Origin of the sequence: Streptomyces sp. PKU-EA00015, from assembly GCF_013387495.1 — a bacterium.
GTDB lineage: Bacteria > Actinomycetota > Actinomycetes > Streptomycetales > Streptomycetaceae > Streptomyces.
Window position 1 is genome coordinate 149,056 of the sequence record NZ_JABZEE010000002.1, and the last position, 21,271, is coordinate 170,326.

The 21,271-nt window shown below is 72.0% G+C and carries 13 protein-coding genes; 6 read left to right on the forward strand and 7 right to left on the reverse strand.

Annotation, left to right across the window (positions count from 1 at the left end; translation table 11 throughout):
* Positions 1-64: 64 nt before the first annotated feature.
* The 5 genes from glgB to HW130_RS02375 form a co-directional block, all read right to left on the reverse strand.
* The gene (glgB, locus tag HW130_RS02355; protein WP_177147849.1) at positions 65-2,416 is read right to left on the reverse strand and encodes a 1,4-alpha-glucan branching enzyme; all 2,352 of its coding nucleotides are present in this window, start codon (positions 2,414-2,416) and stop codon (positions 65-67) included.
* A 770-nt stretch (positions 2,417-3,186) separates the two neighbouring features.
* Positions 3,187-4,551 carry a phosphotransferase gene (locus HW130_RS02360; protein ID WP_177147656.1) on the reverse strand — a complete coding sequence of 455 codons (1,365 nt, stop codon included), beginning with the start codon at positions 4,549-4,551 and terminating at the stop codon, positions 3,187-3,189.
* 178 nt (positions 4,552-4,729) lie between these two features.
* On the reverse strand, positions 4,730-6,484 hold the full coding sequence (treS, locus tag HW130_RS02365) for a maltose alpha-D-glucosyltransferase (protein ID WP_177147657.1): 1,755 nt from the start codon (positions 6,482-6,484) through the stop codon (positions 4,730-4,732).
* On the reverse strand, positions 6,481-8,580 hold the full coding sequence (locus HW130_RS02370) for an alpha-1,4-glucan--maltose-1-phosphate maltosyltransferase (protein ID WP_177147658.1): 2,100 nt from the start codon (positions 8,578-8,580) through the stop codon (positions 6,481-6,483). Before HW130_RS02370 ends, treS begins: the two co-directional genes overlap by 4 nt.
* A gap of 233 nt (positions 8,581-8,813) precedes the next feature.
* A complete protein-coding gene (locus HW130_RS02375; protein WP_177147659.1) occupies positions 8,814-9,761 on the reverse strand; it encodes an SDR family oxidoreductase in 948 nt (315 codons plus the stop codon).
* A gap of 118 nt (positions 9,762-9,879) precedes the next feature.
* On the opposite strand from HW130_RS02375, the gene HW130_RS02380 reads away from it, so the two are divergent.
* The 6 genes from HW130_RS02380 to glgP all read left to right on the forward strand — a co-directional run bounded on the left by HW130_RS02380 (position 9,880) and on the right by glgP (position 19,302).
* Positions 9,880-10,845 carry an AraC family transcriptional regulator gene (locus HW130_RS02380; RefSeq protein ID WP_177147660.1) on the forward strand — a complete coding sequence of 322 codons (966 nt, stop codon included), beginning with the start codon at positions 9,880-9,882 and terminating at the stop codon, positions 10,843-10,845.
* 148 nt (positions 10,846-10,993) lie between these two features.
* Positions 10,994-12,454: a 4-hydroxyphenylacetate 3-hydroxylase family protein gene (locus tag HW130_RS02385; protein WP_177147661.1), complete on the forward strand. Its 1,461-nt coding sequence runs from the start codon at positions 10,994-10,996 to the stop codon at positions 12,452-12,454.
* Positions 12,451-13,911, forward strand: coding sequence for an MFS transporter (locus HW130_RS02390; protein WP_309140295.1), 1,461 nt, complete (start codon positions 12,451-12,453; stop codon positions 13,909-13,911). The genes HW130_RS02385 and HW130_RS02390 overlap by 4 nt, the downstream gene beginning before the upstream one ends.
* Before the next feature lie 107 nt (positions 13,912-14,018).
* Positions 14,019-15,140 carry a monodechloroaminopyrrolnitrin synthase PrnB family protein gene (locus HW130_RS02395; protein WP_177147662.1) on the forward strand — a complete coding sequence of 374 codons (1,122 nt, stop codon included), beginning with the start codon at positions 14,019-14,021 and terminating at the stop codon, positions 15,138-15,140.
* A 43-nt stretch (positions 15,141-15,183) separates the two neighbouring features.
* Positions 15,184-16,467 (forward strand): flavin-dependent oxidoreductase, encoded by a 1,284-nt coding sequence (locus HW130_RS02400; RefSeq protein ID WP_177147663.1) that lies wholly within the window; start codon positions 15,184-15,186, stop codon positions 16,465-16,467.
* A 180-nt stretch (positions 16,468-16,647) separates the two neighbouring features.
* Positions 16,648-19,302 carry an alpha-glucan family phosphorylase gene (gene glgP, locus HW130_RS02405; protein ID WP_177147664.1) on the forward strand — a complete coding sequence of 885 codons (2,655 nt, stop codon included), beginning with the start codon at positions 16,648-16,650 and terminating at the stop codon, positions 19,300-19,302.
* 313 nt (positions 19,303-19,615) lie between these two features.
* On the opposite strand, the gene HW130_RS35550 is transcribed toward glgP, so the two are convergent.
* A complete protein-coding gene (locus tag HW130_RS35550) occupies positions 19,616-19,768 on the reverse strand; it encodes a hypothetical protein (RefSeq protein ID WP_256355785.1) in 153 nt (50 codons plus the stop codon).
* Between the two features lie 155 nt (positions 19,769-19,923).
* Positions 19,924-20,421 carry a hypothetical protein gene (locus HW130_RS35555; protein ID WP_256355786.1) on the reverse strand — a complete coding sequence of 166 codons (498 nt, stop codon included), beginning with the start codon at positions 20,419-20,421 and terminating at the stop codon, positions 19,924-19,926.
* Positions 20,422-21,271: the final 850 nt, after the last annotated feature.

Consider the following 21,271-nt stretch of genomic DNA (forward strand, 5'->3'; position numbering starts at 1 on the left):
CGAAAGAGAGGGCGTGGCCGAAGGCGCCCCGCTGCCGCACCGGCAGCGGGGCACGGCCCGCCCGTCAGGCCGGGCGCAGCCAGATCGTCGCCAGCGGCGGCAGCGTCGGCGCGATCGACGTCCGCCGGCCGTGCGACTCCACCTGCTCCGGCTTCATCGGCTCAGCGTTGCGCACACCCGAGCCGCCGAACCGCTCCTCGTCCGTGTTCAGGACCTCCACCCAGGCGGACACCGACCCCGGCACCCCGAGCCGGAAGTCGTGACGCACCACCGGCGAGAAGTTGCTCACGGCGAGCAGCGGCGTGCCTTGCCTGTCGAACCGCAGGAAGGCGAAGACGTTGTCCTCGGCCGCCCCGCCGTCCACCCAGGCGAAGCCCTCCGGCACGGTGTCGAGCTGCCACAGCTCGGGCGCGTCGCCGTAGACCGCGTTCAGCTCGCGCACGAGGTCCCGGACACCCCGGTGGTCGGGCTCCGCCGAGTACGACGGGTCCAGCAGCCACCAGTCGGGACCGTGCCCCTCGGACCACTCCGCGCCCTGGGCGAACTCCTGCCCCATGAACAGCAGTTGCTTGCCCGGATGGGCCCACATGAAGCCCAGGTACGCGCGGTGGTTCGCCCGCTGCTGCCACCAGTCGCCCGGCATCTTGCTCACCAGCGCACGCTTGCCGTGGACCACCTCGTCGTGCGAGATGGGCAGCACATAGTTCTCGCTGTACGCGTACACCATCGAGAACGTCATCTCGTTGTGGTGGAACTTGCGGTGCACCGGCTCCTTCGCCACGTACTGAAGCGAGTCGTGCATCCAGCCCATGTTCCACTTCAGACCGAAGCCGAGGCCGCCGTGGTGGGTGGGCCGGGTCACGCCGTTCCACGCCGTCGACTCCTCGGCGATCGTGACGACGCCGGGGTTGCGCCGGTAGACGGTGGCGTTCATCTCCTGGAGGAAGGAGACCGCGTCCAGGTTCTCCCGGCCGCCGTGCTCGTTCGGCGACCACTGGCCGTCCTCGCGCGAGTAGTCGAGGTAGAGCATCGACGCGACGGCGTCCACGCGCAGCCCGTCGACGTGGAACTCCTCGCACCAGTACGTGGCGTTCGCGACCAGGAAGTTGCGCACCTCCTTGCGGCCGTAGTCGAACTCCAGCGTGCCCCAGTCCGGGTGGGCCGCCCGTGCCGGATCGCTGTGCTCGTACAGCGGCCGCCCGTCGAACTGCGCCAGCGCCCAGTCGTCGCGCGGGAAGTGCGCCGGCACCCAGTCCACCAGCACGCCGATGCCCGCCCGGTGCAGGCTGTCGACGAGGAAGCGGAAGTCGTCCGGGGTGCCCATCCGGGAGGTCGGCGCGTAGAAGCCGGTGACCTGGTAACCCCAGGAGCCGCCGAAGGGGTGCTCGGCGACCGGCATGAACTCCACGTGCGTGAAACCGAGGTCCTTCACGTACCGCGGCAGCTGCTCGGCGAGCTGGCGGTATGTCAGACCGGGGCGCCATGACGGCAGATGCATCTCGTACACGGAGAACGGCGCCTCGTGGACGGGGCGGTCGCCGCGGTGCGCCATCCACTCGCCGTCCTGCCACACGTGGTGGGATTCGGTCACGATCGACGCGTTCGCGGGCGGCACCTCGGTGCGCCGGGCCATCGGGTCGGCCCGCTGCGTGCGCGAGCCGTCCGGGCACGTGATCTCGAACTTGTACAGGGTGCCCTCGGCGACGCCGGGCAGGAACAGCTCCCACACGCCCGTCGCGCCGAGCGACCGCATGGGGTGGCCGGTGCCGTCCCAGAAGTTGAAGTCGCCGACGACCCTGACGCCGCGGGCGTCGGGCGCCCAGACCGTGAACCGGGTGCCGGTCACGCCCTGATGCGTCATGGGATGCGCGCCGAGCGCCTTCCACAGCTCCTCGTGCCGGCCCTCGCCGATGAGATACAGGTCGAGGTCGCCCAGCGCGGGCAGCAGGCGGTACGGGTCCTCGACCTCGAAGCCGTCCTCGTGGCCCTCGTAGGCGACCAGGAGCCGGTAGTCGGGAACGGTCCGCTGGGGGAGCACGCCGGAGAAGAAGCCGTCGCCGTCGTCGTTCAGCTCGGCGCGCAGCCCCTTGGCGAGGACGGTCACGGAGAGCGCGTGCGGACGCAGGACGCGGATCTGGATGCCGCCGCGGACCGAGTGCGCGCCGAGCACGGCGTGCGGGTCGTGGTGGCTGCCGTACAGGAGCCGTCCGCGGTCGTCGTCCCCGAGCGGCTTGGCCGCCCGTACGCCGCCGGTCCGGGGGCGCGGCGCGCCCCGACCGCCTCCGGAGCCCTTGGCGGGCGCACCCGCCGTGCCCGTGCGGCCGCCGCCGGAGCGCTTCGCGGGCGCGGACCCGCCGGCCGCGTCCGCCGTGCCGGTCCGAGCCGCGCGCGCTGCGCCTGCCGTGGACCCGCCCACGGCCAACGGCTCGCGCGCCGGGCCGTCCTCCACCGGATCGGCCTTGCGCGCCGCGGTGACGCGTCGCCGGGCGGATGCCTCGCCGCCGGCCCCGGGCACGGGGTCCGCCGTGGGGGCGGGGGCGTCGTCCGCGGTGTGCTCGTCCGCCGCGGCGTCGCGGGCGGAGACGACGCGTCGTGCGGTGGGGGCGGGGCTGTCTGTCGCGGCCTGCTCGTCGGCTCCGGCGTTGCGGGCGGAGGCCACGCGTCGCGCCGTGGGGGCGGGGCCGTCGGCCCCGGTCCTGCCGGCCGCGTCCGTGCGCCGGGCCGTGGGCTTCGTCCCGGCTGCGTCCCCGTCCGCGGCCCTGGGCGCCGCGGTCGGCGCGGCCTCCGCGTCGCCCGCCCCGGCGGTACCGGACCCGGTCCCGGGCGACGACCCCGACGCGCTGTCCCCGCCCGGCCCGGCCCCCGTCGGCGTGGAGGTATCGCCCGGCTGCGGCGGGGCGCCGGACACGGACCCGTCCGCCGTGCCGGGCTCCGCGGGCGGGGGCTCCGGCGCGGCAGCCGCACCGGCCGCGGCCCGGCCGGTGCCGGACGCGGTCCCCGAAGACGCCGACGTGCCGTCCCCGCCCGCCCGAGCGGTCTCGGCGCCCGGGGCGGGGGCCTCGGGCGGGGTCGCGCCGTCGTGGCCCGGTGGGGGCGGGGCAGGGGTCGGGGCGGCGGCGGGGCGGGAGGAGCGTCGGGGGGTCACGGGGGTCGGCCTCCTGGGCGCGAGTAAGGGAGCGGGGAGAGTCAGTCGAGCGTCGCGAGGCGGTCGATCGCGGCCATCGGAACCGGCAGCCAGTCCGGCCGGTGCCTGGCCTCGTACACGACCTCGTAGACGGCCTTGTCGGTCTCGTAGGCGCGCAGCAGTTCGGGCTCGGCGCGCGGGTCGCTGCCGCAGGCCTCCGCGTAGCCGGTGCAGTACGCGTCGCGGCACGCCTCCGCCCAGGCCGGGTTCGACGGGCGGTGCGTACGGGCCGCGTAGTCGAAGGAACGGAGCATTCCGGCGACGTCGCGCACCGCCGGCTGCGGGCGGCAGCGCTCGGTGAGCGGCCGGGCCGGCTCGCCCTCGAAGTCGATGACCGACCAGGGCGTCGCGACGGGGCCGCGCAGTATCTGGCCGAGGTGCAGATCGCCGTGCACGCGCTGCGCGGCCCAGATGCGGCCGCGCCGCCCGAGCGCCGCCACCGCCTCGAACGCCGTCCGCAGCCGGGGCGCGTACGGCTCCAGAGCGGGAACCGCGCCCACGGCGGCCTCCAGCCGCCGGGTCATCGCGGTGGCCAGCTCCTCGCTCTGCGCTCCGCTCAGCTTCACGCTCGGCAGCGCGCGGGCCAGCGCCGTGTGCACCTCGGCGGTCACGCGCCCGAGTTCACCGGCCTCGTTCCGGAAGGAGCGGCCCTCGGCCAGGGCCTCGAGGGCGAGCACCCATCCGTCGCGCGAGCCGCGCAGGAACGGCTGGAGCACGCCCAGGGTGAAAGGTTCCGGCGCGGCCGACTCGTACCAGGCGACAGGAGTGGGCACCCGCTCGCATCCCGCGCGGGCCAGCGCGAGCGGCAGCTCCAGATCCGGGTTGGGGCCGGGGTGCAGGCGGCGGAAGAGCTTGAGGATGTACGTGTCGCCGTACACCAGCGAGGAGTTGGACTGCTCCGCGCCGAGCGGCCGGGGCGCGAGTCCGCCGGGGATCGCGGGCGAGCCGTCGTAGCGCTGGAAGCGCAGCGGCCCCAGCGAGCCCGGCGTACGCAGCCGCTCCAGGAGCAGGGCGGCGAGCCGTGGGTCGTGGGTGCCCTCGTACACGGTGCGCCCGGCGAGCGGGCCGTCGGTGAGGTGGCCGATGAGCGCGGGGGCGAGAGCGGGCGGCAGGGCCTCCCGTACCCCGATCAGCAGTTGGTAGCAGTCGCCCGGCGCCCCGGGCTGCTCGACCCGTACGAGCAGGTGCAGCAGACCCGGTCCCGGGCCCCGCACAGGCAGCAGTTCGGTCGCCGATACGAGCGAGAAGCCGGTGACCGGCGTTCCTTTGCCCGCGAACCAGCGCTGCCGGGGCAGCCATTGGTGGAGCAGGGGGGCGAGCGACGGAAGCAGAGCGAGCGGGATCCGGGTGGATGCAGCCTCCGACATGGGCATCGCGTCCTTTCCCCGGGTACACCACGAATGCGCAAAGTGTCCCGGATTACAGCTGTGGCTGTCCGGCGGCGCGCGGGGATGAGGGGGAGAGTGCCCGGTGCGGGGCGGCGGAAACCGCCCCGCCGGCGCAGGGGGCGCCTTTCGGACCCGTGACTCCCCCTCCGGGGGGCCGTCAGGCCGGGGTGGTTCCCGTTCCGGTGCCCGGCATCACGGTAGGCGCCGGCACCGGTGCGGCGTCCTTCCGCAGCCGGAACCAGTAGAAACCGTGGCCCGCGAGCGTCAGCAGGTACGGCCACTGGCCGATGGCCGGGAACCGCACCCCGCCGATCAGCTCCACCGGGTGCCGTCCGTTGAACGTCTGCAGATCGAGCTCGGTCGGCTGTGCGAACCGCGAGAAGTTGTGCACACAGAGCACGAGATCGTCCTTGTACTCGCGCAGGAAGGCGAGCACCGCGGGATTCGACGACGGCAGCTCGGTGTACGAACCGAGTCCGAACGCGGGGTTCTGCTTGCGGATCTCGATCATCCGACGGGTCCAGTGCAGCAGCGACGACGGAGAGGACATCGACGCCTCGACGTTGGTGACCTGGTAGCCGTAGACCGGGTCCATGATGGTCGGCAGGTACAGCCGGCCCGGGTCGCAGGAGGAGAAGCCCGCGTTGCGGTCGGGGGTCCACTGCATCGGTGTGCGCACCGCGTCGCGGTCGCCGAGCCAGATGTTGTCGCCCATGCCGATCTCGTCGCCGTAGTAGAGGATCGGCGAGCCGGGCAGGGACAGCAGCAGTGCGGTGAACAGCTCGATCTGGTTGCGGTCGTTGTCCAGCAGTGGCGCGAGACGGCGGCGGATGCCGATGTTGGCGCGCATCCGCGGGTCCTTGGCGTACTCCGCGTACATGTAGTCGCGTTCTTCGTCCGTGACCATCTCGAGCGTGAGCTCGTCGTGGTTGCGCAGGAAGATGCCCCACTGGCAGTTCTTCGGGATGGCGGGGGTCTTGGCCAGGATCTCCGAGACCGGGTAGCGGGACTCGCGCCGCACCGCCATGAAGATCCGCGGCATCACCGGGAAGTGGAACGCCATGTGGCACTCGTCGCCGCCGGCCGCGTAGTCGCCGAAGTAGTCGACGACGTCCTCGGGCCACTGGTTGGCCTCGGCGAGGAGCACCGTGTCCGGGTAGTGCGCGTCGATCTCCTTGCGCACCCGCTTCAGGAAGGAGTGCGTGCGCGGCAGGTTCTCGCAGTTGGTGCCCTCCTCCTGGTACAGGTACGGCACGGCGTCGAGCCGGAATCCGTCGATGCCCAGGTCCAGCCAGAACCGCAGCGCGGAGACGATCTCCTCCTGCACGGCGGGGTTCTCGTAGTTGAGGTCGGGCTGGTGGGAGAAGAACCGGTGCCAGTAGTACTGCTTCCGTACCGGGTCGAAGGTCCAGTTCGACGACTCCGTGTCGACGAAGATGATGCGGGCGTCCTGGTACTGCTTGTCGTCGTCGGCCCAGACGTAGTAGTCGCCGTACGGGCCGTCGGGGTTGGTCCGGGACTCCTGGAACCACGGGTGCTGGTCGCTGGTGTGGTTCACCACGAAGTCGATGATGACGCGCATGCCGCGTTGGTGGGCGGCGTCCACGAACTCCACGAAGTCGGCCAGGTCACCGAAGTCGGGCAGCACCGAGGTGTAGTCGGCGACGTCGTAACCGCCGTCCTTCAAGGGTGACTTGAAGAACGGCGGCAGCCACAGGCAGTCGACGCCCAGCCACTGCAGATAGTCCAGTTTGGCGGTGATTCCCTTGAGGTCGCCGATGCCGTCGCCGTTGCTGTCCTGGAAGGAGCGGACGAGGACCTCGTAGAAGACGGCCCGCTTGAACCAGTCGGGGTCGCGGTCGCGGGCGGGAGTGTCCTCGAACGTGTCGGGAACGGGTTCATTGACGATCATGATGTGGGTGACCCTCCGGTCTGCGGGGACGGTCGCAGGGTGACGATGTGCGCGGGCGTGATGCCCGGCTCGAGGCGCACATAGTTGGCCCTGCCCCAGTGATAGGTCTCGCCGGTGAGCTCGTCGCGCACCGGTACGGTCTCGTGTTCTTGGAGTCCGAGTCGCGGCATGTCCAACGAGACCGTGGCCTCCTGGGTGTGGTGGGGGTCGAGGTTGGCGACGACGAGCACGACGTCCTGGCCCGAGCGCTTGGAGTAGGCGATCACCGCCTCGTTGTCGGCGTGGTGGAAGTGGACGTCGCGCAGCTGCTGAAGTGCCGGGTGGCGGCGCCTGAGCCGGTTGAGCAGGGTGATGAGAGGAGTGATGGTGCGGCCCTCCCGCTCGGCCGACTCCCAGTCCCGCGGCCGCAGTTGGTACTTCTCCGAGCAGCGGTACTCCTCGCTTCCGACGCGCAGCGGGACGTTCTCGCACAGCTCGTATCCGGCGTACATGCCCCACGACGGCGACAGCGTCGCGGCCAGCACCGCCCGCACCTCGAACGCGGGCCGGCCGCCCTCCTGGAGGTAGGCGTGCAGGATGTCGGGGGTGTTCACGAAGAAGTTCGGCCGCATGTACGAGGCGGCCTCACCGGACAGTTCCCTGATGTACTCGGTGAGTTCGTGCTTGCTGTTGCGCCAGGTGAAGTAGGTGTACGACTGCTGGAAGCCGATCGCGGCCAGGGTGTGCATCATGGCCGGTCTGGTGAACGCCTCCGCGAGGAAGACCACGTCGGGGTCGGCGCCGTTGATCTCGTCGATCACCTGTTCCCAGAAGACGACGGGCTTGGTGTGCGGGTTGTCGACGCGGAAGATGCGCACCCCCCGGTCCATCCAGAAGCGCAGCAGCCGCACCGTCTCGCGGACCAGGCCAGGCATGTCGGCGTCGAACGCGATGGGGTAGATGTCCTGGTACTTCTTCGGCGGGTTCTCGGCGTACGCGATGGAGCCGTCGGGGCGGTGGCGGAACCACTCCGGGTGCTCCTTCACCCAGGGGTGGTCGGGCGAGCACTGGAGCGCGAAGTCCAGCGCGACCTCCATGCGCAGTGAACGGGCAGCCCGCACGAAGTGGTCGAAGTCCGTGAGCGTGCCGAGGTCGGGGTGGATCGCGTCGTGACCGCCCTCGGCCGAGCCGATCGCCCAGGGCACGCCGACGTCATGGGGACCCGGCGTCAGGGAGTTGTCGCGGCCCTTGCGGTGGGTGGTGCCGATGGGGTGGACGGGCGGCAGGTACACCACGTCGAAGCCCATCGCCGCGATGGCCGGAAGCCGCTCGGCCGCGGTGCGCAGCGTGCCGGAGACGGGCGGCTCGCCCTCCTTGACCACCGCGCCCTCCGAGCGCGGGAACAGCTCGTACCAGGAGCCGTACAGCGCGCGCCGGCGCTCGACCTTGAGCGGCAGCGGCGGTGAGGAGCTGACCAGTTCGCGCAGGGGGTGACGGGCGAGCGCGGCGGCGGCGTCGGCGGCGAGGGCGGCGGCGAGCCGTGCGGCTGCGGGCCGTTCCGTGTCGCGGAGCGCGTCGGCGACCGCGAGGACCGCCTCACGGCCGTCCTTCTTGGGTACTCCGGCCGCAGCGCGCTCGTACAGCTCGGCGCCCTCCGCGAGGACCAGTTCGGTGTCGATGCCGGCCGGGATCTTGATCTCGGCGTGGTGTCGCCAGGTGGCGACCGGGTCGCTCCACGCCTCCACCGTGTAGGTCCACGCGCCTTCGCAGTCGGGGGTGACGTCGGCGCCCCAGCGGTCGGTGCCCGGAGCCAGCTCCCGCATGGGGGTGAAGGGCCCCGGGCGGCCCTTCGGGTCGTGCAGCACGACATTGGCGGCGACCGCGTCGTGGCCCTCGCGGAAGACCGTGGCGGTGACCCGGAAGGTCTCACCCGCCACGGCTTTCGCCGGCTTTCTGCCGCAGTCGACGAGCGGGCGTACGTCCAGGACGGGAATGCGACCAATGAGCGAGTTCACAACATCACCTGAGGGCTGTGCGGGCAGGGCGGGTCGAGCACGTAGAGGCAGTGTTTGTCTTCTTTGTAACTGCTCGGTCGGTGACTGGCCGGGTGCGGGCATGTCGGCTCCTGTCCGCGTTCACTCGGGTGGCCGGAAAGGATGCGATCTTCAGGGCGCGCTCGCGTACGTACCGGATGAGCCTTCCCACGCCCTTGGGGAGGCCAATCCGGCGATGTGTTAACTACTAGGACGTAGCGGGGCGCGCAAGACGGACGAAAAAGGACCGGACCCGTCACATGAACGGAACCGGTCCTTCCTGACTGCCCTTGTATACGGTCGCTCCCGACGGGCCGTCAGGCCGTCTCGGCGGACTCCGCCGTACGGCCCGACCACATCTGCCACGGCTGCCGGGTGACCCACTCGTCCACCGCCGACGCCGTGAACGCCAGCTCCCGCGCCGCTCGGCCGCCGTCGCCCGCCATCAGGCCCGGCTCGGCGCCGCTCGCCATGAAGTGGTAGATCCCCGCCACCCCGGCCGCCGTCCGGGGGCCCAGGATCTGCGCGAGTCCCTGCTCGAAGACGTGCGGCTCGAGTGCTGTGTAGCGCACCGGACGCCCGAGCCCCCGGGCGAACGCCTCGGCCAGCTCCGGGCCGGTCAGGGTCTGCGCGCCGCCGATGTCGAAGACCCGGCCGCCCACACCCTCCGCGGCGAGGGCCCCGCACACCGCCTGCGCCAGGTCGCGATGGGAGATCCAGGCGGTACGGACGCCGGCGGGCAGCGGGTAGGCGAGCACGCCCTCGTTCACCAGCGCCGGTCCGTTCCAAGGGCTGAAGAGGTTGTCCAGATACACGGGAGGGCGCACGACGACCAGTTCCACGCCGCTCTCGGCGAGGCCCTCGCGCAGCACCGTCTCCACCAGGCGGCGCGTCTCGAAGGCCGCGACGTTCGTCGTCTGCTGCGGGACACGCGTGTTGGCGTTGTAGACGATCCGGTGGACCTTGCTGTCCCGGGCCGCCTTCGCGATGTGCTGGGCGTAGCGCATGACCTTCTCGGCCTCGTACACCAGCGGGATCGTCACCGCGGCATGGGTCGCGCCCTCGAAGAGCTGCCGCACGTCCTCCTGCCGGCCCAGGTCGCCGCTCGCGACCGAGACCCCGGGCAGCTTGGGGCGGTCCTCCTCGGGCTTGCGGCTCAGCGTGCGTACCCGGTGGCCCCTCTCGGCCAGCAGACGGGCCGTGGCGCCGCCCTGGAAACCGGTCGCCCCCACCACGGCTACGCGCATCGGAATGTGATCGGACATGTCTCAGAAGGGCCCTTCGATAGGGTGTGGCTGCTGCCGTGAACGGCACGTCCAGGCTCGCGGCGGCGGCTTCGGCCGATCAATTAACAATCCGGGGCGGGGGTTGAAGGATCGTCCAATGGACCGACCACTGGAACCGACCCATAGTGAGCGTGACGACCTCCTGAGCGAGCTGCTGAAACCACTGCGGCTCACCGGGGTGTTCGACAGCCGGTGGCATCTGCGCGCGCCGTGGGCCATCGAGGGGGACGCCGAGCAGAGCTGCGCCGTACTGCACTTCGTCACCGAAGGGGGCTGCTGGATCACCGGCGAGGACCAGACGCCGATCGAACTGCGCGCCGGCGACCTCGCCGTCTTCCCCACCGGGACCGCGCACCGGCTCGCCGACCGCCCCGACCGGCGGGGCGTCTCGCTCGCCGCGATGCTGCCCGAGCGCCGGCCCGGCACGTCCGGCGAGATCCGTATCGAGGGGGAGGGACCTGTCAGCCGGATGCTGTGCGCCGGACTGCACTACGACGCGAGCGCGGCGACCGGCCTGTACAAGGCGCTGCCCTGGGCCCTGGTGCTCGACGGCTCCCAGGTCGACCAGGAGCCGCTGCTGCGCGACACCCTGCGCCTGCTCGCCACGACGGACCGGCCGGTGGGCCCGGGCGACCGGCTCGTCACCCTGCGCGCTTTCGAGATGGCGCTCGTGCTCGCGCTGCGGCCGCTGCTGCGCGACCTGGCCGGCAATCCGTCCGCGCTGCCCGTCCTCGGGCACCCCGGCATCAGCAGGGCCATGGTGATCATCGCGACCCGGTTCGCCGAGCCCTGGACCATCGAGTCGCTCGCCCGCGAGGTCGGCATGTCCCGCTCCGCGTTCACCGCGGCCTTCCGGGACCTCGTCGGCGAGGCGCCCGCCCGCCATCTGACGGGCCGCCGGATGCAGGAGGCCGCCCGGCTGCTCGGCGAGACCTCGCTGCCGCAGTCGGCCGTGCCCGAACGGGTCGGCTATCAGAGCACGGTCGGCTTTCACCTGGCCTTCCGCAAGTGGTACGGGATGACGCCCGGCGAGTACCGCAGCAAGGGTGCGTCAGCCGCATGAATGGCCGGTTCTTAAGGACCGCTGGACGGTCGTTCATTGCCCGGTGTCCCGGCGGGGGACAGGCTCGGCTGAAACCGGCCGCCGCCGGCCGGCCCCGAGCGCGGCCAGGCGGAGGTCCGTCCAGCCGCAGTCCCTTCGAGGAGAGACGTTGACCAGGTCCGGCCAGGAATACCTCGCATCGCTGCGGGACGGGCGCGAGGTGTGGCTCGACGGCGAACGCGTCGCCGATGTCACCCGCCATGCCGCCTTCCGCAACACCGCGGCATCGATCGCGCGGCTCTACGACCTGGCACGCGACCCGCGGTACGCGTCCGTGCTCACCGCGGACGGTGCGCATCGCGCGTTCAAGGTCCCGCGCTCGTACGAGGACCTCGTCGAGCGTCGCCGCGCGTACAAGGTGTGGGCCGAGTCGAGCTTCGGCTTCCTCGGGCGCACGCCGGACTGCATGGCGGGCGGGGCGGCCGGATTCGCGGCGGCGCCGGAGCTGTTCACCACCGACGGCTTCGACGGCGCGGACAACGCGGTCGCCTACCACCGCAGGCTGGCCGAGGGCGACCTCTACCCCACGTTCACCCTCACCAACCCGCAGATCGACCGTACGAAGGCGGCGTCCGAGCAGGAGGAGGACGACCTGGTCGTGCGGGTCGTCGCGGAGAAGGACGGCGGCGTCGTGGTGCGCGGCGCCAAGATGATCGGTACGGCGGCCGTCTTCGGCAACGAGGTCATCGTCGGCACCATCGAGCCGCTCGCACCGCAGGACGTCGACCACGCCCTGTGCTTCTCGGTCCCGATCGACACGCCCGGCCTGAAGTTCCTCTCCCGTACCTCCTACGAGGGGCAGGCCCGCAGCGTCTTCGACAACCCGCTCTCCTCGCGGTTCGACGAGAACGACGCGCTGCTCGTGTGCGACGACGTGTTCGTGCCGTGGGAGCGGGTGCTGACGTACCGGAACGTCGACGCGACGTTCGACATGTGGTGGCGCACCCCGGCGTACGTGAACTTCGTGCACCAGGCCGCCACGCGCTTCTGGACCAAGCTGGAGTTCCTGACCGGCATCGCCATCCTGCTGACCAAGGCGAACAACACCTACCGGCTGCCGCCCGTCACCCAGGCGATCGGCCGGCTGATGGGCAGGGTGGCGCAGGCCAAGGCGTTCGTGCTGGCGGCCGAGGCGTCGTACGAGCAGGTGGACGGCGGACGCGGGGGCGTGATGCCCGGAAAGGAGATCTCGTTCGCGCAGCGGATCATGGCGGGTGAGCTGTACCCGGCGGCGGTCCAGGAGATCAAGGCGCTGGCGGGCGGCGGAGTCATCCAGCTTCCTGCCTCCGCCGAGGATCTGCTCCACCCGGAACTGGGGCCGCTGGTGCGCAAGTACATCCGCTCGCCCGGCCACCCGGCCGAGGACCGCGTCAAGCTGCTGAAGCTGGCGTGGGACGCGCTCGGTTCGGAGTTCGCCTCCCGTCACGAGCAGTACGAGCGCTTCTACCACGGCGCACCGCACGTCTACCTGATGCAGCAGGCGTGGGAGGGCGACACGGACAGCTGCGAGGCGCTGGCGCGGGCGTGCCTGTCCGGGTACGCGCTCGACGAGAGGACCCCGCAACGGTGACCCCCGACCGCACCACGGACGCGGCCCACGCCGACCGCGCCGCGTCCGGGGCCGGCCCCGCGCTCCTGCTGCTCGCCGCCACCCAGCTGCTCCTCATCATGGACACCGCGATCGTCAACGTCGCCCTGCCCTCCGTGGGCGACGACCTCGGGTCCGGCTCCGCCGGTCTGTCGTGGGTGGCCAACGCGTACCTCATCACCTTCGGGGGACTGCTGCTGCTCGGCGGGCGGACCGCCGACGTGTTCGGGCACCGCAGGCTCTACCTGACCGGACTGGGGCTGCTCGCCGCCGCGTCCGCCGCGGGCGGCGTCGCCGGCAGCGCCGGGCACCTGATCGCCGCGCGCGCCGCGCAGGGCGTGGGCGCGGCGCTCGCCGCTGCCGCCGCCTTCGCCCTGCTGCTCACCCTGTTCCCCGACGGACCCGGCCGGCACAGGGCGCTCGGGGTGTTCGCCGCCATGGGCGGGCTCGGCGGGGTGCTCGGCACGGTGCTCGGCGGCGTGCTCACCGATCTCCTGGGCTGGCGCGCCACGTTCTGGCTCAACGTCCTCGTCGCGCTCGTGCTCGCCGCCGCCGCCCTGCGACTGCTCGCCCCGGGCCGACGGCGCCGTGAACGAGGCTTCGACATCGGCGGCGCCCTCACCGCGACCGGCGGGCTCGGGCTCCTGGCGTACGCCCTCGTCGGCGCGGGCGAGGCGGGCTGGACCGCGGCGCGGACGCTCGCGAGCGGGGCGGCGGGACTCGCCCTGCTCGCCGCGTTCGCCCTGCTGGAGCGGCAGGCCGCCCGGCCGCTCGTGCCGCCCGCCGTGCTGCGCCGCCCCGCCCTGAGGCTCGCCAACCTCCTGGCCGCACTGGCCCAGATGGCGCTGTTCCCGATGTTCTTCCTGGTCAGCCTCTTCCTGCAGAGTGTGCTCGGCCAGTCCCCGCTCGCCGGCGGTCTCGGCCTGCTGCCGCTGTCCCTGGTCGTCGTCGCGGTCGCGCCGCAGACCGGCCGGCTCATCGGCCGGCTCGGGCTGGGCCGCACCATGACGCTCGGCTTCGGCCTGCTGCTCTCCGGCATGGTCTGGCTCGCGCTCGCGCTCGACGCCGGCGGAACGTTCCCGACCACCGTCCTGGCCCCGAGCCTCGTCCTGGGCGTCGCCCTGCCGCTCGTCATGGTCACCACCAACGTGGCGGCGACCGCCGACGTGTCGCCCGACGAGACCGGGCTCGCTTCCGGACTCGTCAACACCAGCCAGCAGTTCGGCTCTGTCCTCGGGCTCGCCGTCCTGGTCGCCGTCGCGACCGCGGGGACCACGGCGGCAGGTGACGCCGCGGCCGAGACCGCGGGCTTCAGGTCCGCCCTTCTGGCCGGGGCCGTGTTCGCGGCCCTGGCCGCCCTGCTCTCCTCCCGGCTGCGGCTGCCCGCGCCCGCCATGGCGCCGCCACGCCAGGACCGGGTCGGCGGCGCCGTGGAGTGACCGGGGGCGGGACGGTGCCCCGGCGGGAGCCGTGCGGCCCTGCGGCGCCCGCGCACCGCCCGCCCCACATCCCACCAGTGAACCGTTCTGTCCGAAGGGACGTTCCGTTGACCCTGTACGACCTTGTCGCGCCCGGTCTCGATGTGCTTGGCGAACCGCGTTACCGGATAGCCGAGATACGCGCGGCGGACCCGCTCGGCGCGGACGCGCTCCTCGCCGCGCTCCCCGCGATGAACGCGGAGGCGGACGTGCCCGCCCTCACCGTCGCCCTGCGCACCCTCGTACCCGACGAGGACCGGGTGGCCTCGCTCGGCGTCGTCGACGCGCTCGCCGCGATGCGCGACCTCGGCATCCTCCTCGGCTCGCTGAAACGACACGGCACGCAGCCGCTCGCGGCCGTGCCGGAGGCGCTTCCCGTCCTGGAGGAACTGGGCCGCCGCACCGACATGGTCCCGCGTGACACCGTGCACCACTACACGACCTGGAACCCGTTGGGGAAGCGCCGGCGGATGTACACGGGCGACCCGATGGAGGGCAACCTCCAGGACGCCGTCCGCATGGTCTTCCCCAGCCTCGTCGCCTCGCTCGACACCTGCGCCGAGCTCGCCCGCCTGGAGCCCTACGATCCCTGCTTCGCCCTCGTCCTCGACCGCATCGCCCAGCAGGTGCAGGCCATGGTCGACGCCATCGACCTCACCGTCGCCCGCGTCTCGCCCGTCTTCTTCGCCCGCGAAATGCGCTCCTACTTCGAGGAGATCGACGTCGCCGGCCGCGACTACCTCGGCCCCGCCGCCGCCCAGGTCCCGCTCTGGCTGGTCGACCTGACGCTGTGGCAGTGCGATCGCGGCAACGAGCGCTACGACGCCTTCCTCGACGACTCTGTCCAGTACAGCCTGCCGTCCTGGCGCGCCCACTACGCGGCCCACCGCGGTGGCGTCTCGGCGGTCTCCAAGCTCTCCGCCGCCTTCAGCTGGGAGGGAGGCGGCCGCGTCCCCGCCACGCTCACCGCGTCGGCCGTCTCCCTCGCCCGTGTCCTGCGCATCCTCAAGACCTTCCGCGCCCGCCACCTCACCATCGCGCGCAAGGCCTACAGCGAGGAGGTACGGCTCTACGACGCGGGCAGCGGCGGCGCCCCCGTCGCCCTCCTGCGCTCCGTGCTCGACCTGACCCGGGACAACGAGACCCTGGTGCGCCGCTCCGTGGAGCCGCCCGCCCGGGCCGCCCGCTGACCGCCGAAGGAGAGCCACAGGAGAGTACGAGGAGACCGTCCCCATGACCCACATCTTGATCGCCGGCGGCGGCATCGCCGGTCTGACCGCGGCACTCGCCCTGCACACGGCCGGGTTCGAGCGGATCACGGTCGTCGAGGCGACCCAGGAGATCCGCCCCGTCGGCGCCGGCGTGAACATCATGCCCAACGCGGTGCGCGAACTCGACGCGCTCGGCGTGCTCGACCGCGTCGAGGAACGCGCCGTACGCACGCGGGAGCTGCGCTACTACCACCGCAGCGGCGGCCTCATCTCCCGCGATCCGCGCGGGCTGGGCGCCGGCTACCACTGGCCCCAGCTGTCCGTCCACCGCGGCGACCTGCAGCTCGTGCTGGCCGAGGCCGTGCGGGCCAGGCTCGGCGAGTGCGCCCTGCTCAGTGGTGTACGCGTGACCGGCGTCGACCCTCTCCCCGACGGCCGTCCGCGTGTCACCCTGGAGCACAGCGAGGGCACCCGGCGCGGCCGGGCCTCGCTGGAGCCGGACCTGCTCATCGGCGCGGACGGCATCCGCTCCGCCGTACGCGCCGCGCTCCACCCCGGCGAGGGGGAGCCGCCGTGGAACGGGATGCTCGTCTGGCGCGGGATCTCCCGGGTGCCGGCCGCCCGCGCGGGCCGCTTCATGCTCATCGCCGGGGACGACCGGCTGCGGGCGGTCGTCTACCCGATCTCCGAGCCCGCCGACGGCGGTGACGTCCTCGTCAACTGGGCGCTCGCCGCGCCCTCCGAGACGGCCCAGGGCACCTTCCGGGGCGACTGGAACCGGGCCGTCCCCGTGGAGACCTTCGCGGGCCGCTACGAGGGCTGGGAGTTCGACGGGGTCAGCGTCCCCGAGGTCCTCGCCGCCGCCGACGCCGCGTACGAGTACCCGATGGTGGACCGCGACCCGCTGCCCGCCTGGTCCCTGGGCCGTACGACGCTGATCGGCGACGCGGCCCACGCGATGTACCCGATCGGCTCCAACGGGGCGACCCAGTCCATCGTCGACGGCCGCGCGCTGGCCCACGCGCTCGCCCGCCACCGCGACCCCGTGACCGCGCTCGCCGCCTACGAGGCGGACCGCCGGCCGGCCATGACCCGGCTTCAGCTGTCCAACCGGCAGCAGGGGCCCGAGGTGGTCATCGATCTGGCGCACCGGCGTGCGCCCGGCGGATTCACGGACATCCGCGACGTGATCCCGGAGCGCGAACTCGCCGAGATCGCGGCACGCTACGCGGCCACCGGCGCGTTCGACCCGCGGAGCGTGAACCAGGGTTCCCCGTACGGAGGAACCGTGCACGCCCAGCGGTAGCTGCGGTCACGGCCGCGTGGGGGTCCCCCGGCGCAGCCAGGGGAGAAGCGAGCCCCCAGGAGGGGGCCGTGCGCCGTGGTCGGGGAGGACGGGGTGCGACTAACGTCGGGAACGACGGAAAAGGACGCACACCGTCGTGCGTCCGCTCGGATGCGTACATCCCCTGCGAAGGTGGGACCTGTGAAGGCCATTCGTCGATTCACCGTCCGCCCCGTCCTCCCCGAACCACTGCAACCGCTCAGCGGCCTGGCGCGCAATCTGCGCTGGTCCTGGCACGCCGAGACCCAAGAGCTGTTCCGCTCCGTCGATCCCGAGGGGTGGCAGGCCGTCGCCGGCGATCCCGTGCGGCTCCTCGGGAACGTGTCCGCCGCCCGGATGGCGGAACTGGCCAAGGACCGGCGCTTCCTGCGCCGGCTCGCCGCGGCCGCCGACGACCTGGACGACTACCTGCACGGACGCAGGTGGTACCAGTCCGGGGACGGCGACCTCGGCGACGGCGGATTCCCCGCCGCCATCGCCTACTTCTCGCCGGAGTTCGGTGTCACCGCCGCCCTGCCCCAGTACTCGGGCGGCCTCGGCATCCTCGCCGGCGACCACCTCAAGGCCGCCAGCGACCTCGGCGTGCCCCTGATCGGAGTCGGCCTGCTCTACCGGCACGGCTACTTCCGCCAGTCGCTGTCCCGCGACGGCTGGCAGCAGGAGCACTATCCCGTGCTCGATCCGAACGAACTGCCGCTCACCCTGCTGCGGGAGGCCGACGGGACGCCTGCCGGAGTGTCCCTGGCCCTGCCCGGCGGCCGCCTGCTGCACGCCCACATCTGGATCGCCCGGGTCGGCCGCGTCCCCCTGCTGATGCTCGACTCCGACGTCGAGGGCAACGGACCGGGCGCCCGAGACGTCACCGACCGGCTCTACGGCGGCGGCAGCGAGCACCGCCTGCTCCAGGAGATGCTGCTCGGCATCGGCGGCGTCCGGGCGGTCCGCGCGTACTGCAGGATCACCGGGCACGAGGCGCCCGAGGTGTTCCACACCAACGAGGGCCACGCCGGCTTCCTCGGCCTGGAGCGCATCCGTGAACTGGGCGAGAGCGCCGGCCTCGGATTCGACGCGGCCCTCGAAGCCGTGCGCGCGGGCACGGTGTTCACCACCCACACACCGGTGCCCGCGGGCATCGACCGCTTCGACCGTGATCTCGTCGCCCGGCATTTCGCGGACGGGGCCGAGCTGCCCGGAGTGCCCGTCGACCGGGTGCTCCAGCTGGGCACCGAGAGCTACCCCGGCGGCGAGCCGGGCCTGTTCAACATGGCGGTGATGGGCCTGCGGCTCGCCCAGCGCGCCAACGGCGTCTCCCGGCTCCACGGAGCCGTCAGCCGCGAGATGTTCTCCGGGCTGTGGCCGGGCTTCGACGCGGCCGAGGTGCCCATCACCTCGATCACCAACGGCGTGCACGCGCCGACGTGGGTCGCGCCCGAGGTCTTCCGGCTGGGGGCGCGTCAGATCGGCCCGGGCCGCGCGGAGGACGCCCTGTCGGTCGGCGGGTCCTCGCGCTGGGACGCCGTCGCGAACATCCCCGACGCCGACATCTGGGAGCTGCGCCGCTCGCTGCGCGAGCAGCTGGTGCAGGAGGTGAGGGAGAGGCTGCGCGCGTCCTGGCGACAGCGTGGCGCGGGCGCCGCCGAACTGGGCTGGATCGACGGGGTGCTCGACCCCGACGTGCTCACCATCGGGTTCGCCCGGCGGGTGCCGTCGTACAAGCGGCTCACGCTGATGCTGCGCGACCGCCGCAAACTCACCGAGCTGCTGCTGCACCCCACACACCCGATCCAGATCGTCGTCGCGGGCAAGGCCCACCCGGCCGACGACGGAGGCAAGCGTCTCGTACGCGAACTGGTGCGCTTCGCCGACGACCCGAAGGTGCGCCACCGCATCGTCTTCCTGCCCGACTACGGCATGGCGATGGCGAAGAAGCTCTACCCGGGCTGCGACGTGTGGCTCAACAATCCGCTGCGTCCGCTGGAGGCGTGCGGCACGAGCGGGATGAAGGCCGCGCTGAACGGATCCCTCAACCTGTCGGTGCTCGACGGCTGGTGGGACGAGTGGTACGAGCCGGACTTCGGCTGGGCGATCCCCACCGCCGACGGCGCGGCCACCGACGAGGACCGCCGCGACGAACTGGAGGCCGCGGCGCTGTACTCGCTGATCGAGGACCGGGTCGCGCCCCGCTTCTACGAGCAGGGCTCGGGCGGCCTGCCCGACCGCTGGATCGCGATGGTGCGCCGCACCCTGACCACGCTCGGCCCCAAGGTGCTCGCGGGCCGCATGGTGCGCGAGTACGTTGAGCGGCTCTACGCCCCCGCGGCGAAGGCCCACCGGGCCCTGGACGCGTCCGCCGCCGAGGAACTCGCGGACTGGAAGGCACGGGTGCGGGCGGGCTGGCCGCAGGTCGCGGTCGACCATGTGGAGGCCGTGGACCAGGACGCGGGTGCGGGTGCCGCGGCGACGGCGGGTCTCGGGTCCACGCTGACCCTGCGGGTGCAGGCCCGGCTCGGTGAACTGCGGCCGGACGACGTGGAGGTGCAGGCGGTGGCGGGCCGGGTCGACTCCGACGACGCGATCCGCGACGCCCAGACCTTCCCGCTGAAACCGTCGAGCGGGCCGGATCTGGAGGGCCGCTGGGTGTACGAGGGGCCGTTGGCGCTGGACCGCACGGGACCGTTCGGCTACACGGTGCGGGTGCTGCCCGCCCACCGGCTGATCCCGGCGGGCGCGGACATGGGGCTGGTGGCGCTGCCGCCGGAGGCCGCGGGGCAGGACGCGGGCGTGCTGCTGCGCTGAGCCGTTCCGCCGTACGGGGCACGGCCCTTCCGGAATCCGGAGGGGCCGTGCCCTCTTCTGCGCTGTCTGTGCGGATTCACGGCACGGCGTGAATCCGGTGCGCTGCTGCATGCAGGGCGAGGCTGTTCCGTCGCCGCCGTTCAGCCGGGGAGGGGCCCACCAGGCCGAAGTCGGTCCGTTCGGGCACCGAGTCGAGGAGTCCCGTGGTGACCGCCTGGATCCGTGGATCGAGCCCGCCCACCGCTCAGAGACACCTCTGCGAGGCAGACCCGGCTCCGGCGTGGCGAGGGAGCTGAAGTCGGAGCGGGAGGCGTCAGCTCTGCTTGGCGAGCTTGCCGACCTGCGCGTCGATGACGGCGTTGGGCAGCGGGAAGTCCTTGCCGCCGGTCGCCGCGGAGCTGAGGTTGAAGGACACGAAGGAGACGAGTGTCGAGCCCTGACGGACGATGGCCACCTTGACGGGCACTTCCATGTCCTCGATTTCGGCGGTAAGGGCCCAGCCGACGGCCTCCTGGCCACCGGATACCGTCAGTTCCTCGACCTTGGTGACTTTGGTCTTCTCACCGTCGGCGTCGACGGTGTACCCGTCGGCACAGGCGGAGGCGGAAGTTTTGATCGCCGTCAGGGCCTCCCCCGCTCCCTTGCGTCGTACGTGTCAAGGGAGTCGAGGGTCGCAGTCATGCTGAGAGCCGAGGTGAACGAATCCTCGAACTCCTGGAGCGCCTTGTCGAGCTCATCCTCCGTCATGTCCGAAAGTTTCTTGTCCTCATCGGACCCCGTGACCACACCCTCGGAGGGTTTCTTGGCCGGCTCCTGCAGCACCTTCCGCTGCACGGTGGCGACAGGCTCACCCTGCGCGAGGCCGGAGGAGACCTCCGCGAGCGGTGTGCACTCGGCCCTATTAGCGGTGGCCTTCTCGGTGATGTCGGCCGGCCCGGGCTTGGTGACCTTGTAGCCTTCGACGTCACCGTCGGCCAGCACGGCCTTCTCCAACTCGTCTGTGGAGAGCGCCTTTGCGTTGGGCTCGGCGGATGTGGAGGCCTCGCTCTTGGCTCCGTCTTCGGCGACGCTGTCACTCTTGCCGGCACCGCAGGCGGTGACCAGCAGAGCGAGGGACACTGCGGAGGCGGCGGTAGCGGAACGTCGGATGAACGCGGCTCGCATGACGTCACTTTTTGTAGAGAAGAATGTGATCACCTATGAGCCCCGCTGCCTCACTTGATCACACCTGCTTCATACGGAACCCGAACCGTGATGCCCATGTGGCCAGAGTGATCGCCCGGTCCGGCCCGCCAGGACCCGCCGTGAAGCCCGGATTCCCTCTCCGTCCCGCCGACGATGTCCTGCTCGTGTGTTGCTCATGACCTTATGGCGTACGTGAAGTGATCAAGTTGTGACCGTATTGGATGGGCCGATGTCGGACATCTGATCTTGTCCGGCGTATCGGCGGCTGCGATATTGCGTTCGATTCCGCGGGTTGTGGGGGCCTCACCTGCGAAACAGGCTTACAGCCGGGGGAGCGAGCGATGTTGCCGGTCGGTGTGCAGCGGGGGCGGGCCGTCACGGCGCTGCTCCTGGCGACGCTTGTTGTGCTGCTGGGCCGGGCTATGGAGCCACGTACCACGGCAGCCACCGGGATCCGCCACGTGCCGACTGCTTACCTGTCGTGCACTGCCGAAATCGGGCTGCGGGACGGTGACTTCCCCGGCGAAGAGGCTGTCGAGGCTGCCCCGTCGCTCCAAGTACCCGGGACGGGTGGCCTCTTGGGCCGGGGCGGCGGCTATGCCGAGCCCACACCGCGTGGTTTCCATGGTTCCGGACCCGGGGCGGACGACAGCAGGAGGGCTGCAGGCAGGCTGCCTGTGTATCAGCACTCCGACTCCCTTCCTCGCGCGCGTGGGAGTGTCACTGGGGATAGCCCGTGGACGGGATGCAGAAGCGGTCCAGCAGCCGACCGTTCCGCATGGGG

Bases quoted from the DNA above. Each gene is read 5' to 3' on its own strand.
- HW130_RS02400 (WP_177147663.1), top strand. From the start codon at position 15,184: ATGACCCACATCTTGATCGCCGGCGGCGGCATCGCCGGTCTGACCGCG.
- HW130_RS02375 (WP_177147659.1), bottom strand. From the start codon at position 9,761: ATGTCCGATCACATTCCGATGCGCGTAGCCGTGGTGGGGGCGACCGGT.
- HW130_RS02380 (WP_177147660.1), top strand. From the start codon at position 9,880: ATGGACCGACCACTGGAACCGACCCATAGTGAGCGTGACGACCTCCTG.
- HW130_RS02360 (WP_177147656.1), bottom strand. From the start codon at position 4,551: ATGTCGGAGGCTGCATCCACCCGGATCCCGCTCGCTCTGCTTCCGTCG.
- treS (WP_177147657.1), bottom strand. From the start codon at position 6,484: ATGATCGTCAATGAACCCGTTCCCGACACGTTCGAGGACACTCCCGCC.
- HW130_RS02370 (WP_177147658.1), bottom strand. From the start codon at position 8,580: ATGCCCGCACCCGGCCAGTCACCGACCGAGCAGTTACAAAGAAGACAA.